Below are 15,526 nucleotides of genomic sequence, written 5' to 3'. Positions count from 1 at the left end.
CGGGCGGGGCGGAGTGCGCGGGGGTGGCGGGCATCGCGGATGCGGACGGCCGGGCCGGCGCCGCGCCGGGTCCGCCGGGGCCGTGCAGGGCGTTGATTGGGGGGTGGGGCGCGGGGTAGGCGAAGGCAATGGGTGATCAACAACTGACGTGGCGGGGTGCGGCAGCGCGGTGGGACCGGGCGCTGTTCGACGCGGTGGCGCGGCGGCACTGGCCCGGGGCCGACCGGGTGCTGCCGCGGCTCGGGCGGGCGGCGAACCACGGAGTGCTGTGGGGCGGGGCCGCCGCGGCGCTCGCCGTCTTCGGCTCGGCCCGGGCGCGCAAGGCCGCGCTGCGCGGAGCGGCCTCGCTGGCACTGGCCTCGGCGACCATCAACACCGTCGGCAAGTGGTCCGTACGCCGGCCCCGGCCCCTCCTGGACGGGGTGCCCGCGGTACGGCAGCTGGCGACGCAGCCGCAGACCACCTCCTTCCCGTCCGGGCACTCGGCCTCGGCGTTCGCGTTCACCGCCGGGCTGGCGCTGGAGTCGCCCGGCTGGGGCGCGGTCGTGGCTCCGGTGGCCGCGTCGGTGGCGTTCTCCCGCGTCTACACCGGGGTGCACTACCCCTCCGACGTGCTCGCCGGGGCGGCGCTGGGAGTGGGCGCCGGGTTCCTCGTACGGCGGATCGCCCGCGGTGTCCAGGAGGCGCGGGCCGTGCCGGGCGACGAGCGGGTCGCCGCCGGGGCTCCCGCGCTGCCCGACGGGTCCGGGCTCGTCGTGGTGGTCAACACCGGCTCCGGGACGGCCGACGCCGCCGGGACCGACGTCCTGCGGGCGCGGCTGCCCAAGGCCGAGGTGGTCGAGTGCGACGGCCCGGACCTGCCCGCGGAGCTGGCGGCGGCCGCCTCCCGGGCCACCGTGCTCGGCGTGTGCGGCGGCGACGGCACCATCAACGCCGCCGCCACCGCCGCGCTGCGGGCCGGGGTGCCGCTGGCGGTGTTCCCCGGGGGCACGCTGAACCACTTCGCGCTGGACCTCGGCCTCATCGGAGCCGAGGACACCTGCCGTGCGGTCGCCGCGGGCCAGGCGGTACGCGTCGGCGTGGGCCGCTTCACGCCCGGCCCCCGCGGCGAGACCGGGCCCGGGGGCGAGGAGTCCGGCTACTTCCTGAACACCTTCAGCATCGGCGCCTACCCCGAACTGCTGCGGCACCGGCTGCGCTGGGCGCCCCGGATCGGCGGCGGCCCGGCCGCGCTGCTGGCCTCGTGGCGGGTCCTGCGGGCGGAGCGCCCCGTGGGGCTGCGGCTGGCCGGGCGCTCCCGCAAGGTGTGGCTGCTCTTCGCGGGCAACGGCACCTACCAGGGCACCGGCCCGACGCCCCGCCGCCGCGAGCACCTCGGCGAGGACGTGCTCGACCTCCGGCTCGTCTACGGCGGCGGCCGCCCCGGCCCCCGGCTACTCGCCGCAGCCTTCGCGGGCCCCCTCAGCCGTTCCCCGGTCCACACCGCGACCCACCTGCGCAGCCTGCGCATCGCGGACATCCCGCCCGGCACCCCTTTCGCGTACGACGGCGAATACGCCGAGGCCCCCACCGCCCTGGTCCTCGACAAGCTCCCGGACGCCCTGACCGTCTACCGCCCCCGCTGACCGGGGCGAGGGGGAGGACAGCGCCCGCCCGGAACCCGGGCTGGTACCGTCCACATCCCGGCGCACCTCTTCGCGGGCCCGGCCCCGGGTCCGCTGCACCTCGCTGACCTGCCGGAACACCCCCCGGCGGTGCCACCCGCACCGAGGCCCCGCGCCCATACGGGTTTCCCCCGCGGGGTGGACGTCAGGCAAGATGGGGTGTATCTGCCCACCATCGATCTGCCGGACGGTTTCTCTTGGCTGAGTTCATCTACACCATGCGCAAGACGCGCAAGGCGCACGGCGACAAGGTGATCCTCGATGACGTCTCCTTGAACTTCCTGCCCGGCGCGAAGATCGGTGTGGTCGGCCCGAACGGTGCCGGTAAGTCCACCGTTCTGAAGATCATGGCGGGCCTGGAGCAGCCGTCCAACGGTGACGCCTTCCTGTCGCCCGGCTACACGGTCGGCATCCTCATGCAGGAGCCGCAGCTCGACGAGTCCAAGACCGTCCTGGAGAACGTGCAGGACGGCGCCGCCGACACCGTCAAGAAGCTGAACCGCTTCAACGAGGTCGCCGAGCTCATGGCGACCGACTACTCCGACGCCCTCCTCGAAGAGATGGGCAAGCTCCAGGAAGACCTGGACCACTCCAACGCCTGGGACCTCGACGCCCAGCTGGAGCAGGCCATGGACGCCCTCGGCTGCCCCCCCGGCGACTGGCCCGTCACCAACCTCTCCGGCGGTGAGAAGCGCCGCGTCGCGCTCTGCAAGCTGCTGATCGAGGCCCCGGACCTGCTGCTCCTCGACGAGCCCACCAACCACCTCGACGCCGAGTCGGTGAACTGGCTGGAGCAGCACCTGTCCAAGTACGCGGGCGCCGTGGTGGCCGTCACCCACGACCGCTACTTCCTCAACAACGTCGCCGAGTGGATCCTCGAACTCGACCGCGGCCGCGCCCACCCGTACGAGGGCAACTACTCCACGTACCTGGACAAGAAGGCCGCGCGCCTGAAGGTCGAGGGCCGCAAGGACGAGAAGCGCCAGAAGCGCCTCAAGGAAGAGCTGGAGTGGGTCCGCTCCAACGCCAAGGGCCGCCAGACCAAGTCCAAGGCCCGACTCGCCCGCTACGAGGAGATGGCGGCCGAGGCGGAGAAGATGCGGAAGCTGGACTTCGAGGAGATCCAGATCCCGCCGGGCCCGCGTCTGGGCTCGATCGTGGTCGAGGTCAACAACCTCTCCAAGGCGTTCGGCGACAAGGTCCTCATCGACGACCTGTCCTTCACGCTGCCGCGCAACGGCATCGTCGGCGTCATCGGCCCGAACGGCGCCGGCAAGACCACGCTCTTCAAGATGATCCAGGGCCTGGAGACGCCGGACTCCGGCGACATCAAGGTCGGCGAGACCGTCAAGATCTCGTACGTCGACCAGTCCCGCGCCAACATCGACCCCAAGAAGACCCTCTGGGCGGTCGTGTCGGACGAGCTGGACTACATCAACGTCGGCCAGGTCGAGATGCCGTCCCGCGCGTACGTGAGCGCCTTCGGCTTCAAGGGCCCGGACCAGCAGAAGCCGGCCGGCGTCCTGTCCGGTGGTGAGCGCAACCGCCTCAACCTGGCGCTGACGCTCAAGGAGGGCGGCAACCTGCTGCTCCTCGACGAGCCCACCAACGACCTCGACGTCGAGACCCTGTCCTCGCTGGAGAACGCGCTGCTGGAGTTCCCCGGTGCCGCCGTGGTCATCTCCCACGACCGCTGGTTCCTCGACCGCGTCGCCACGCACATCCTGGCGTACGAGGGCGAGTCCAAGTGGTATTGGTTCGAGGGCAACTTCGAGTCGTACGAGAAGAACAAGATCGAGCGTCTCGGCCCGGACGCGGCCCGTCCGCACCGTGCCACCTACAAGAAGCTCACGCGAGGCTGAGGCCGACACCATGGCCAGACACCACTACCGGTGCCCCCTGCGCTGGGCGGACATGGATGCCTTCGGGCACGTCAACAACGTCGTCTTCCTCCGCTACCTGGAGGAGGCGCGGATCGACTTCATGTTCCGCCTGGCGCCCGGGGAGGGCAGTGAGTCCTTCACGGGCGGCTCCGTCGTGGCCCGTCACGAGATCGACTACAAGCTGCCCCTCGTACACCGCCACGAGCCGGTCCTCATCGAGTCCTGGGTGACCCGGATCGGCGCCGCTTCCCTGACCATCCGCTACGAGGTCAAGGACGAGGCGACCGAGGACCGGCCCGAGACGGTCTACGTCCGTGCGGAGACCGTGGTCGTGCCCTTCAACCTCGCCGAGGGGCGGCCCCGCCGCATCACGGCCGAGGAGAGGCACTTCCTGGAGGAGTACCTCGACGAGCCCGTGCCCGCCGCCCGCAAGAGCACCGAAGGGCGCATCGCGGCATGACCGGACAGCTGCGCTTCGCCGACTCCGGGGAGGCGGCGGACCTCGCCGCCTTCCTGGGCCGGCTGGTGCACTACGACCGCGCCGCAGCGGTCCGCCTCCAGGCCGGCGGCCCGGCGCTCGCCGTCTTCGGGCGCCCGCCGTCGTTCGAGGTGCTCGCCGTCCGCACGGTGCGGCTCGCCGCGCCCACGGCCGTGCCGCTGGACCTCACCGTGTCCGCCGGTGAGCTGCTGGAGTCGGTGGACGAGGACTCCGCCAGCGCCGTCGTCCCCGGGCCGGTCACCGGCCCGCCGTGGGCCGGGGTGCTCCCGCCCCGCGGTGGCTGGCAGCAGGTGCCGGGTCTGCCCGGCCTCCAGGCGATCCGGGCCGCCGTGGCCGGCGCCGTCGCCGAGTTCCGGGCCCGCGACGAGGCCCTGCCCCCGCAGCACCGGACCCGGTCCGAGCGGGACCGCATCGGCCGCGAGATCTGGTCCCGGACCCTGGGCGACACCGAACTGCCCCTGCGCGCCGTGCACGCCGCGCAGTCGCTCGGCTTCCTGCGGCCGGTCCGCTCGGTCGTCTCCAGCGGCGCGCCCGCGCCGCAGGACGCCCCGGAGCCGGTGGCGCTGCTCGCCTCCGGCGGCTGGCTGCGGCTGCGGACCCCGTACGGGTCGATCGCGCTGCGCCGCCCCGGCGGGACCGGCGCGCTGGGCGCCCTCCAGGTCCGGCCGGTCTAGGCTCCGCTTGCGCTCCGGCTCCGGCGTCCGCTTCCGGCAGGGCGTCCGGCGCCGGTCCGGCCCGGCCGGTTCAGCCCGCCGTGTTGATCATCGAAGCGGCGGCGTACGTCAGGTAGCGCCACAGCTGCGCCTCGTGCTCCGGCGCCAGACCGAGCTCGTCCACCGCCACCCGCATGTGGCCCAGCCAGGCGTCGTGCGCCGCCGCGTCCACCTGGAACGGGGCGTGCCGCATCCGCAGCCGCGGGTGCCCCCTGTTCTCGCTGTACGTGTTCGGGCCGCCCCAGTACTGCATGAGGAACAGCGCGAACCGCTCCTCGGCCGGACCGAGGTCCCCCTCCGGGTACATCGGGCGCAGCAGGGGGTCCTGCGCGACTCCCTCGTAGAAGCGCCGGACCAGACGGCGGAAGGTCTCCTCGCCGCCCACCTGCTCGTAGAAGGTCTGCTCCTGAAGCGTGCCCCGCGGAATCTCATTCACCCGACCATCGTCTCAGACACCCGGACGGAGGACCCCGGTCCTAGGACCGGTACGCCAGCTGCCCCGGCCGCGCCGGGGCGCGGGGGACGTCTTCGCCCGAAACGGGCCCATGCGCTCGCCTCCCGGGCCCGCGCGCAGGACAGTGGACCCATGGGTGCCCACTCCGCTCGCTCCGCACGCGCGCACGGCAGCACCGCACCCGCCGAAGCGCGGGACCTGCGGGAGGTCGCGCACGCCGCCCAGGTGCGGGAGCTGACCGCCGCAGGGGTGCTGGAGGACCCCGCCTGGCGCGCGGCCTTCTCGGCGGTGCCGCGGCACGTCTTCGTGCCGTACTTCTTCACCGGCCGGGGCGCCGGACACGAGCGGCTGTGGGGCGAGGACCCCGACCCCGCCCACCGGGCCCGCTGGCTGCGCGGGGTCTACGCGGACGCCCCGCTCGCGACCCGGCTGCGGGACGGCGTGTTGGTGTCCTCCAGCAGCCAGCCCTCCCTGATGGCGAAGATGCTGCGCGCCCTGGACGTGCGCGACGGGGACCGCGTGCTGGAGATCGGCACCGGCACCGGCTACAACGCCGCCCTGCTCTGCCACCGGCTGGGCGACGACCGGGTCACCACCGTGGACCTCGACGAGGAGATTACCGAGTCCGCCCGGGAGCACCTGGCCCGGCTCGGCTACCGGCCCACCGTGGTCACCGGCGACGGCGCCCGCGGCTGCCCCTCCCGGGCCCCCTTCGACCGGATCCTGGTCACCTGCACCCTGCCGCTGATCCCGCACGCGTGGCTCGGCCAGTGCCGACCCGGGGCGCGGATCCTGGCCCCCCTGTCGACCGGGCTGATCGCGCTGACGGTCCGGGACGCCGATTTCGCGGAAGGCCGCTTCCTGCACACCCCGGCGTACTTCGTCCCGCTGCGCGGGGCCACGGCGGCGCCCAGCGAGCTGTCCGGGGCGGCACACGAGCTCCCGTACGAGATGGTGGAGAACGAGCGGTTCCAGTTCATGCTGCTGCTGACCGCGGGCGCGCTGCACCCGCGCGAGGCACTGGACCTGTGGCGCGGCGAAGGCCGCCCGGCCCGGGAGCGCTTCGGGGTGACCGTCAGCGCCGAGGGGCAGTGGTCGTGGCTCGACGACCCCCAGGGTCCCTACGTGTGGCCCCTGGGGGAGCCCTAGGCCGTCTCTTCCGGATCTCGCCTGACGGCCTAGCCGGACTGCCGGGCCCTGCTCAGCCCCGGCGGATGGTGATCGTGGTCCAGGCACCCACGTGGACCCGGTCCCCGTCGGAGAGCGGGACCGGGACGTACGGCTGGATCGGCTCCTCGCCGCCGTTGATCGTGGTGCCGTTGGTGGAGTTCTGGTCCACCACCGCCCAGCTGCGGTCGGGCTGCTGGACGAGCACCGCGTGCTGGTGGGAGACGCCCGGGTCCTCCGGCGGCACCGACAGGTCGATGTCCGGGGACTCGCCCGTGGAGGCGCGCCGGCGGCCGATCGTGATCTGGCTGCCGGACAGCGGGAGGTGCTGCTCCGGGGAGTACGCGGGCAGGTTGAGCCCGGCCGCCTCGGGGCCGCTGCGCTGCATCATCGCCATGAAGTACGAGCGGTCCGGGCCGATCGTCGCGCTCCAGGAACCGCCGTTCCGGGGCGGGAAGGGCTGCTGCTGGTACTCCTGCGGCGCAGCGGTCTGCTGCTGGTACGGCGGCGCAGCCGTCGGGGCCTGCCCCTGGTGCATCGCCGGCGCCCCCTGCATCGGCTGCATGGGGTGCTGCTCGTGCGCCGGCGGCGGCAGCAGCCAGTCGTCCTCGCGCTGCAGCGGCTCGGCCGGCCGGTTGACCCGGGACGGGCGGGAGCCCTGGTACTCGAAGTGGTCCTGGGAGAAGGGGGCCTGGGCCACGGGCGGCGGCGGGGGCGGCGGCGGGGTGAATCCGGCACCGGTGGGCGTACGCGTCAGGAAGTTGTACCGGCATTCCTCGCAGAACGGGGCCATGGCCTCGCGCGGAGTCCGGCACTGCGGGCAGAGCTCCGCCTGGGCCGTGGGCTCACCGGTGGTGGGCGGGTAGCCGTAGGAGGGAGCCGGGCCGGCAGCCATGCGGTGGCCGCAGACCTCGCACCAGTCGTCGGAGGCGGACTGGTGCCCGTTCGGGCAGGTCGGCATGGCGGCTCTTCCCCCTTCAGCCTGCGTCATCGCGTCAGGTCTTCTCAGGTGTCTCAGGTCTTCTTCACTCGAACGGTCTGCGTCGAACGCGTTTCAAGAGTCATCTCGTCCGCATCCGCGACCTTTGCTTTCAGCCGCACAGTACCCGCCGCGGCGTCGACGACATCCACCACCTTCGCGAGCAGTTTGGCCGTGTCCGCGTTTCCGGAGGCACTCGCCAGCTGCACGGCACGGCCGAGCTTGGCCGTGGCGCCGCCGACATCGCCCAGTTTGCGCGCTTCGAGGCCCTGTTGGATAGCCTGCGCCAGCTCCGCCTGACCCGTGTAGTGGGCCACCTGCGGGTTGATGGCGGTGGAGGCGGCCAGGTCGTTCGTCCACACCGCTCGCACCAGCCCCTGGGCGAGCGTGGCCGACGGCTCCCCGGCAGCACCGGGCAGCACCAGCGAGGCCCGGGCGGCCAGCATCTCCTGGCCGACATTGGCCGCCGGGACCCGGACGCACACGTGGTACTCGCGGGACTCGTCCCCCCAGGAGCCGGTCGGGTAGTCGCCGGCGCGCGGGCCCGCCTCGCTGCGGCGGTCCGAGAGGTCCTGGACGGTGGGCGCGACCTGCTTCACGTACTGGACCTCGACGCCGACCGGGGTCCACAGCCGCAGCGCGACGTCCGCGACCTCCTTGCCCATGACGTTCTCCATCATGCGCGTGAAGTCCTCGGTGAGGTGCGCGGGATCGGCCACGATGTCCGCGGAGCCGAGCAGCGCGCTCGCGATGCCGGTGACCTCCTTGACCTCCCAGTCGGTGCCCACCCCGCGGGCATCGCAGGTGAAGCGGCCCGCGACCGCGTCGAGGGTGGCGCGCAGGGCGGCCGGGTCCTCGTGCTCGTTGCGGCCGTCGGTGAGCAGGATGCCGTGCCGGATGGTCGCGGTGGACTGGCGCAGCAGGCCGTCGGCGAGTCGGAGCCAGGTGCCGATGGCGGTGCCGCCGCCGGAACTCAAGGTCCGCAGTGCCTCCTTGGCCTGGGCGCGGGTGGCGGGGCCGGCGACGGCGAGGCGGCCCTGGCCCGGGTAGACCTCCTTGGCCACGTGCGTACCGGCGATGACGGCGAACGAGGTGCCGTCGCGCAGCGTGTCGATCGCGGCGGCCGTGGCCTCGCGGGCCCCGCGCATCTTGTCCGGCGGGTACTCCATCGACCCCGAGCAGTCGACCATGATCACGACGGCGGCGCTGCCCCGGTCGGTGATCCGGGTGGCGGTGGCTCCGCCGGTGGAGGTGACCGTGACGATGGCGTGGACGTCCCGGCCGCCCTCGGGCAGGAACTCGTTCTGGTACACCTCCACGCTGAAGCGCGGGGCGCTCGGCTTGGCGAAGTTCGCCATCGGTCGGACTCCTAGGACAGGGGCTTGGGCAGGCGGGACGCGGGCGGAGCGGATCAGACCTGCGGGCGGGCTGCGGCCTCCGGCTCCGTTCCGGGCTGCGGTACCGGTTCCGGTTGCGCGGCCGGAGCCGGCGCGGCCGGGTGCTCGGGGAACTGCGGCGCGGTGAACGGGACGACGGCCACCGTCACGTTGTCGTGGCCGCCCCCGTCGAGGGCGTGGCCCACCAGGACCTGCGCGCTGTGCAGGGGGCGGGTGGCGGCATCGGGCGGCAGGACCTGCGCCATGTCGCGCGCGGACTCGGCGTAGTTCCACAGGCCGTCCGTGCAGACCACCACGACGCCCGGGTGGTCCGGTTTGAAGGTGGCGGTGTGCGGCTCCAGGTCGTAGGCGTCGGCCCCGAGCCAGCCGGTGATGGCGTGGGCGCGGACGTCGGCGTAGGCCTCCGCCTCGCCCATCAGGCCGGCCGCGACCATCTGGGCCGCCCAGGAGTCGTCCTCGGTGAGGCGGCGGGGCAGCGCGGCGCGGTCGTCGGGGACCCAGTACGCGCGGCTGTCGCCGACCCAGCCGATGGTGAGCAGGCCGCCGCTGACCACGGCGCCGACCAGGGTGCAGGCGGGGGCGTTCTGCGCGCCCGGGACCTCGGGGGCCAGGGCGTTCACGGCGGCGGCCGCGGCCAGGATGGCGTCGTGCATGGCCTCCTGGGGGTGGGCTCCGCGGGGGAGCGCCTCCAGCAGGGCCTCGTTGGCGGCACCGGCCGCGGCGGCCGACGCCTCGTCGGGGCGGCTGGCGGAGGAGACGCCGTCGCAGACGATCGCGACGGTGGCGGCGGAGCCGTCGGGCAGGGCGGTGGCCGCCACGGCGAACGAGTCCTCGTTGCGGTGGTGGCGCAGGCCCCGGTCGCTGACGGCGGCGACGCTGCCGAGCTCCTCTTCCAGGTGGTCGCGCTCGCGGGGCTGGGCGTGCCCGCAGTGCTCGCAGTAGCCGTCGGTGTCCACCTGGCCGGCCCGGCAGGCCACGCAGGTCTTGCCCTGCGGGCCGCCGGCGGCCGCGCCGGGCGCGGTGTCGTACGTCGCCTCGTGGACCGGCGGGGCCGCACGGCCCGGCTCCGCGAGGGCGCCGTCGACCAGCGTCGGCGGTGCCTCGCCCACCCCGCCCCACCCGGGCGCGGGCTCCGCCGCCGGGGCGGCCGGGGCCGGCTCCGCGGGCCCGGAGGCGTGCGGGCCGTGGCCGCCTTCGGCGCCCGGGCGCGGGACTTCGGTACCGGGGCCGAAGCGGCCGGCCGACGCGCCGACGGGGTACCCGCCCGGGGCGGACGCGTGGGCCGCGGCGGCCTGGGCGCCCGGTTCGGCCTCGGCTTCGGCAGGCCGGGTGCTCGCCGGCCGCGGCGGGGCCTGGCCCGCCGGACCGGAATGGCCGGCCGCCGCATGACCGGGGCCGTTGCCGGAGCGGCCGGTCGACCGGGCTGCCGCGTACGCGCCGGGCACCGGAAGGCGCAGGGTGGGGCGGTCCCCGGAGGGAGGGGCGGGCACGGCGTTGACCGGGGAGCCGCAGACGCCGCAGAAACGGTCACCCTCCTCAAGGGGCTCCGCGCAGCTGGGGCAGCCAGACGGCCGATGCATCGACATCACTCACACCCACGTCCGGGGACGGAGACGGTTTGCCCGCTCCACCAGTTCGATCCTGTCCTCGCCCCGCTGCGCCAGCCGCGCGAGCACGCGGTACGAGCGCTCCAGGCCGAAGCGCAGGCCCCGCTCGTCCAGTTGACTGCCGAGCAGCGAGTTCCGGCCGGGGTCGGCACCCCGGCTACCCGACAGTACCCAGTCCAGGGCCGCGCCCAGAACCTCCGTCGACAGCCGCTCGTACCGCACCGGGTCCAGGCCGAACCGCTCCAGCGCCTCCACCTGCGCGGCAGCCGCCACCAGGTCCGGCAGCAGGGCTTCCTGCGGAGAGCGGTCGCGCAGGCGTGCCCGTACCGCCGCCACCCGTGCGGCGGTGTAGTGGATCGACGCCTCCGGTACGGATTCCAGCGTGCGCACCGCCGCGGCCCGGTCCCCGGCGGCCAGTTGGACCCGGGCCAGCCCGAAGGCGGCGCTCACGAAGCCCGGGTCCGTGGTCCACACGAGCCGGTAGTACTCGGCGGCGTTGTCCAGCTGCCCGAGGACCTCCGCACACAGGCCGAGCGCCAGCTTCGGCGCGGGCTCCCCCGGGAACGCGTCGTAGATCGCGTCGAAGGACAGCGCCGCGATCTCGTCGTCACCGGTGGCCAGCGAGGCGATCCCGCGGGCCCACACCACCCGCCAGTCGTCCGGGTACAGCGCCTCAAGCCCCGTCAGGGCGGCCCCGGCCGCGGCCAGTTCGCCCAGCTCCAGCCGGGCCCTCAGCTCGCGCAGCCGCAGCTCCGCCGAGTCGGCGGGCGCCGCGCCCAGCGCGGCCGGCAGGTCGGCCGGGGCGGAGGCCAGCAGGCCCGCCAGGAAACCGGCGTTGGGGTCGGACGGGTCCACCAGCGGCACCGGCAGGGCGAGCGCCGTGTCCCGGGTGTCCAGCGCGGCCAGGGCCGTGTTCCGCGGCAGCGGCGCGGCGGACGCCGGCACCCCCGCCGGGGTGGACACCGCGGGGGCCCGGCGCGGAGCCGGTACGGCGGCACCCGGACCGCCGGCCCGGTGCGTCGCCGCGCCCCCGAGCGGCGCGGCCGGAGCCGGTGCCGGAGCGGAACCCGGTGCCGGAGCCGCACCCGGGAACGCACCCGCGGCCGCGGCCGGAACCGGGGCCGAACCCGCAGCCGGAACGGAACCCGAAGCCCGGCGCGGGAGCAGCGCCGCCAGCCCCGGCCGGCGCGGCGGCGTCACTGCCCGGGCGCCCAGCCGGGAGACCTCCGCCCCCGCGGTCTCGGCGAACAGGCGGGTGTCCGGAACCCTCAGTTCCGGCCCGAAGAGCGTGGAGAGCTGCGGTCGCGGGCGGCCCGTCTGCAGGGCGACGACCTCGCGCAGCACGCCGGTGAGCTGGTCCGCCATCTCCTGCGCCGAGGAGAACCGGCGTCCCGGATCCGGGTCGGTCGCCCGGACCAGCAGCCGGTAGAAGGACTCGTAGCGCCGGAACACCTCGATGTGCTCCGGATCGGGCAGCGAGTCCACGAACACGTTCGTGTAGCCCTGGAAGTCGAAGGTCAGGACGGCCAGGGTGCGCGCCACCGTGTAGAGGTCGGAGGCGACCGAGGGGCCGAGCTCGGCCACCTCCGGAGCCTGGTACCCCACGGTGCCGTATATGGCCGACTCCTCGTCGTCCATCCGCCGGACCGCGCCCATGTCGATCAGCTTCAGCTGGTCCTGCTGCTGGATCGCGTTGTCGACCTTGAAGTCGCAGTACAGGAGGTTCCTGCTGTGCAGGTGGCCGAGCGCGTCCAGCGCCTCGATCCCGTACGCACAGGCCTGTTCCACCGGCAGCGGGTCCCGGCGGCCGTCCGGCCGGCGCCGCTCGTTCGCGATCTCCTTCAGCGACTTGCCGCCGACGTACTCCATGACGATGTACCCGTCCAGCGAACCGGTGCGCTGGTCCAGGTGCTCCACGAAGTTGTAGATGCGCACGATGTTGGAGTGCTCGATCTCCGCGAGGAAGCGCCGCTCCGATATCGCGGCCTCCATCGCGTCCTGGTCGCCGGTGTCGAGCAGGCCCTTGAGCACCACCCACCGGTCCGACACGGCCCGGTCCACCGCCAGGTACACCCAGCCCAGACCGCCGTGCGCCAGGCAGCCGGCCACCTCGTACTGCCCGTGGACGACCTCGCCCGCCCGCAGCTTGGGCACGAAGGAGTACGGGTGCCCGCACTTGGTGCAGAAGCCCTCGGTCCGGCCCGGCCGGTCCCCGCGGGCCCGGCCCACCGGAGCCCCGCAGTCCGAGCGCGAGCAGAACCGCTTGCGCTCGGGGACCTCCGGGTTCTCCAGGACCGCGGTCGAAGGATCCGGACGCGGCACCTGCGGCACCGTGACCAGCCCGGCGCCGAGCCGGCCGCGCCCCGAGGCCGCGGAGCCCGAACCGGAACTGCGCACCGACACGGAGCGGCTGGACGCCGCGCCGGACAGCGAGCGCGACAGCCGGCCCGAGACCGAGCGCCGGGAGGAGGACGAACGCGAGGAACGGGCGGAGTGCGAGGAGCGCGCCGAAGCCGAGGACGAGCGGCCCGAGCTCTGCGAGCGGTGGACCTCCGCCTGGCGCGCCGCGCTGGTCATCCCGGTCGGCGGCGACACCAGCTCCTCCGCACCCGCCGCCACGGCGCCGACGGGCGCCAGCCCGCAGGTGTCGCAATAGACCTCGCCGCCGCCCATGTCCTCGTACGTCCCCGGGCAGCCGGGGCGCATGCACGCGGTTCCCACCAGGCTCATGCGTCCTCCTTCCCCGGCTCGTCCTGCCGGTGCCGCTGCGGCGCGAGTGCCTCGGCCGCAGCCTGCTGATAGCGCAGCACGGCCTGTTCGGCGACCCGCAGATCGCAGGGCGCGCTCCACAGCATCCGCCGGGCCGCGTCGTACCGCTCGGCCAGGAGCGGATCCTCCGCCATGCCGTGCCGGGCGACCTTCGCCCTGTAGGCGTCCAACCGCCCGCGCAGCTCGGCCCGTACGGCCAGCGGGGCCGTCACCGCCGTCAACGACGCACGGGCCCTGCGCAGTTCCTCCTCGGCGCGCTCCTCCAGCGACTCCAGCAGCGGCGAGAGCCGGTGCCACTGCGCCTGCCGCCGGTACTCGGCCGCCGCGGCCAGCTGCTCCTGCAGCACGGTCGGCGGGCCGCTCACCGCGGGCACCTCGGACGCCGCGATCTTCGCCAGGACCTCGCCGCGGGCCGTCCGCGCCTCCGCCAGGGTCCGGTCGGCCCGCGAGAGCACGTCCCGCAGGCCCATCAGCCGCTGCTCGGCGTCCTGCCGTACGGCCAGGACCGCCTCGATCTCCCGGCGTACGTCCTCCAGCGCGAGCGCCGCCCGGTCGTAGCGGGCGGTGTCCGGGCGGCCGCCGCCCGGGGCGGAGCTTCCCGAGGCCGGCTGCCAGAAGGCCAGCGGGTCCGCGATCACCTGGGCGCGCAGCTGCGCCAGTTCGGCGGTGATGGCCTCCAGGTCGTCCCCCGAGGGGTGCTCCCCGGGGCGGACCCCCACCGAGTGGGCCAGCGAGCGGGTGCGGTGCAGCTCCGCCGCGAGCAGGTCGATCCGGGCGGGCAGCGCCGACCACACCGAGTCGGCGGCGACCACCACGTCGAGCGAGCTCGCATACAGCTCGTTCATCCGGGTCACCAGCTCGGCGAGCGAGAGCCGCTCCGCCAGGGCCACGCCCTCCGCACCGGCGCCGGCGATCAGCACCCCGGGCCCGCGCAGCCGCTCGGTCAGCTCGACCAGGTCCTCGCGGCCCGGCCAGCGGCGCCGCTCCCGGATCTCCCGGGCGGCGTCCAGGGCGCCGCTGTAGGCGTCGAAGTACGTCCACAGCCGGGTGATGGCGGCGTCGGCGGCGGCCCAGCGCTCCTTGGTGACCCCGGTCAGCGCGGCCCCTTCCAGGAGCCGCCGGCCGGCATGGTCCTGCAGGGCGAGCAGCGAGGTCTCGACCGCCTCGTGTTCCGCGCCGAGCCGGGCCAGGGCGCGGTCGACGTCGTCCCGGTCCATCACTGCCGAACCAGCCTCCACCGCTCCCGATCCCGCCTCCACCGGCCCCGCCTCCGCCTCCGTGTGCGCCTGTGCCTGCGCTTGTGCCCTCGCCTTCGCCCTCCCGGCCCCGGGGTGCGTCCCCGCCACCGGCCTCAGCCGTCCCGGTACTTGGGTGCGGGCGGTCCGGCCACGCCGGGCAGCACGGGCTTGAGGTGGGTGACGTACGCCTGCATCCAGGGGCTGTTGTCGCCGCCCGCGCGGTAGTTCTCCAGCACCTTGTTGACCCGGCGCACCAGGTCGGTGGCCTCCTTGTTCATGGCCACCCCGTAGAACTCCCGGGTGAAGGGGGAGCCCACCAGGCGCACCGAGGGGTCCTGCGCGGCCTGCCCGGCCGCGAGGGCGTTGTCGGTGATGATGCCGTCGACCTCGCCCAGCTGGAGCCGGACCAGGCAGTCCAGCTGGTTGGGCACGCTGACGGGGACCGCGCCGTACGACTGGGCCTTGAGCGCCGCCTCCGCGGTGGAGCCGGCCGCCGTACAGATCCTGCGGCCCTTCAGCGAGGGGTCGTACCCGGTGATCGGCGAGCCCTTCGGGGCCAGCACCTGCTGCCCGGCCTCGAAGTAGGCCGTGGAGAAGGCGACCTCCTCCAGCCGCTTGCAGTTGATCGTCATGGTCCGCACGACCACGTCGACGCGGCCGTCCTGGAGGGCGGGGATGCGCTGGCTGGTGGGGACGGCCCGGTAGATCACCGCGTTCTCGTCGCCCAGGATGTCCTTGGCGATGGCCTTGACCAGCGCGATGTCGAAACCGTCGAGGCGGCCGTCGACCGGGTTGCGGTAGCCCCACTTGAAGCTGTTCTGGTCGACGCCCGCGACGAGCTTGCCCGCCTTGCGGATCCGCTCGATGGCCGGCCCGTCCACGGCGGAGGGGCGCAGGCTGGCCTCGGGGTCCTGGCAGGTGTCGGTGAGGGTCCAGGGCGTCTGGGGAGCGGCCCCCACCGGAGCGGGCTGGCGCACGACCGCCGGGTGCGCGGCCTCCGGGGCCGCATGGGCCAGCGGCAGCAGCACGGCCGCGGCCGTCACCGCGCAGGCGGCGGCCATCGCGCTCACCCCGCCCCAGCCGCGCAGCCGGCTCGCCGGGCGGCGGCCGCCGCCGTGGCCCTCGTCCTTGCGCCTCACGCGTATCCGCATCGCCG

Annotated in this window: 12 protein-coding genes; 5 read left to right on the top strand and 7 right to left on the bottom strand. The window is 74.5% G+C overall.

The window, feature by feature from the left end; all coding sequences use genetic code 11:
- Window positions 1-128: 128 nt before the first annotated feature.
- The 4 genes from ABZ128_RS22920 to ABZ128_RS22905 all read left to right on the top strand — a co-directional run bounded on the left by ABZ128_RS22920 (window position 129) and on the right by ABZ128_RS22905 (window position 4,720).
- Window positions 129-1,625 (top strand): phosphatase PAP2 family protein, encoded by a 1,497-nt coding sequence (locus ABZ128_RS22920; RefSeq protein ID WP_356850639.1) that lies wholly within the window; start codon window positions 129-131, stop codon window positions 1,623-1,625.
- Window positions 1,626-1,861: 236 nt separating this feature from the next.
- Window positions 1,862-3,526, top strand: a complete 1,665-nt coding sequence (gene ettA, locus ABZ128_RS22915; protein ID WP_356850638.1) for an energy-dependent translational throttle protein EttA — start codon at window positions 1,862-1,864, stop codon at window positions 3,524-3,526.
- Window positions 3,527-3,536: 10 nt separating this feature from the next.
- Complete coding sequence (locus ABZ128_RS22910) at window positions 3,537-4,007, top strand: thioesterase family protein (RefSeq protein WP_356850637.1); 471 nt, start codon at window positions 3,537-3,539, stop codon at window positions 4,005-4,007.
- Window positions 4,004-4,720: a hypothetical protein gene (locus tag ABZ128_RS22905; RefSeq protein ID WP_356850636.1), complete on the top strand. Its 717-nt coding sequence runs from the start codon at window positions 4,004-4,006 to the stop codon at window positions 4,718-4,720. Before ABZ128_RS22910 ends, ABZ128_RS22905 begins: the two co-directional genes overlap by 4 nt.
- Window positions 4,721-4,790: 70 nt before the next feature.
- Here ABZ128_RS22905 and ABZ128_RS22900 read toward each other — a convergent pair whose 3' ends face one another.
- Entirely contained in the window at window positions 4,791-5,195 is a 405-nt protein-coding gene (locus ABZ128_RS22900) for a globin (RefSeq protein ID WP_356850635.1), read from the bottom strand.
- Between the two features lie 150 nt (window positions 5,196-5,345).
- Here ABZ128_RS22900 and ABZ128_RS22895 point away from each other — a divergent pair, with 150 nt between their 5' ends.
- The gene (locus ABZ128_RS22895) at window positions 5,346-6,362 is read left to right on the top strand and encodes a methyltransferase domain-containing protein (RefSeq protein ID WP_356850634.1); all 1,017 of its coding nucleotides are present in this window, start codon (window positions 5,346-5,348) and stop codon (window positions 6,360-6,362) included.
- A 52-nt stretch (window positions 6,363-6,414) separates the two neighbouring features.
- Here ABZ128_RS22895 and ABZ128_RS22890 read toward each other — a convergent pair whose 3' ends face one another.
- From ABZ128_RS22890 to ABZ128_RS22865, 6 genes are all read right to left on the bottom strand, one after another.
- Window positions 6,415-7,341, bottom strand: coding sequence for an FHA domain-containing protein (locus ABZ128_RS22890; RefSeq protein ID WP_356850633.1), 927 nt, complete (start codon window positions 7,339-7,341; stop codon window positions 6,415-6,417).
- A gap of 53 nt (window positions 7,342-7,394) precedes the next feature.
- Window positions 7,395-8,717, bottom strand: a complete 1,323-nt coding sequence (locus ABZ128_RS22885) for a VWA domain-containing protein (RefSeq protein ID WP_356850632.1) — start codon at window positions 8,715-8,717, stop codon at window positions 7,395-7,397.
- Between the two features lie 53 nt (window positions 8,718-8,770).
- Window positions 8,771-10,342: a protein phosphatase 2C domain-containing protein gene (locus ABZ128_RS22880; protein ID WP_356850631.1), complete on the bottom strand. Its 1,572-nt coding sequence runs from the start codon at window positions 10,340-10,342 to the stop codon at window positions 8,771-8,773.
- A gap of 3 nt (window positions 10,343-10,345) precedes the next feature.
- Window positions 10,346-13,093, bottom strand: coding sequence for a tetratricopeptide repeat protein (locus ABZ128_RS22875; RefSeq protein WP_356850630.1), 2,748 nt, complete (start codon window positions 13,091-13,093; stop codon window positions 10,346-10,348).
- Window positions 13,090-14,349: a hypothetical protein gene (locus tag ABZ128_RS22870; protein WP_356850629.1), complete on the bottom strand. Its 1,260-nt coding sequence runs from the start codon at window positions 14,347-14,349 to the stop codon at window positions 13,090-13,092. Before ABZ128_RS22870 ends, ABZ128_RS22875 begins: the two co-directional genes overlap by 4 nt.
- A 134-nt stretch (window positions 14,350-14,483) precedes the next feature.
- Window positions 14,484-15,521, bottom strand: a complete 1,038-nt coding sequence (locus ABZ128_RS22865) for a glutamate ABC transporter substrate-binding protein (RefSeq protein ID WP_356850628.1) — start codon at window positions 15,519-15,521, stop codon at window positions 14,484-14,486.
- Between the last annotated feature and the right edge of the window lie 5 nt (window positions 15,522-15,526).

This window comes from Streptomyces sp. NPDC006326, from assembly GCF_040612915.1.
In the GTDB taxonomy this organism is placed as follows: Bacteria; Actinomycetota; Actinomycetes; order Streptomycetales; family Streptomycetaceae; genus Streptomyces.
Note: the sequence above shows the minus strand (reverse complement) of the source record. Positions and strands in the feature narration are given on the sequence as shown.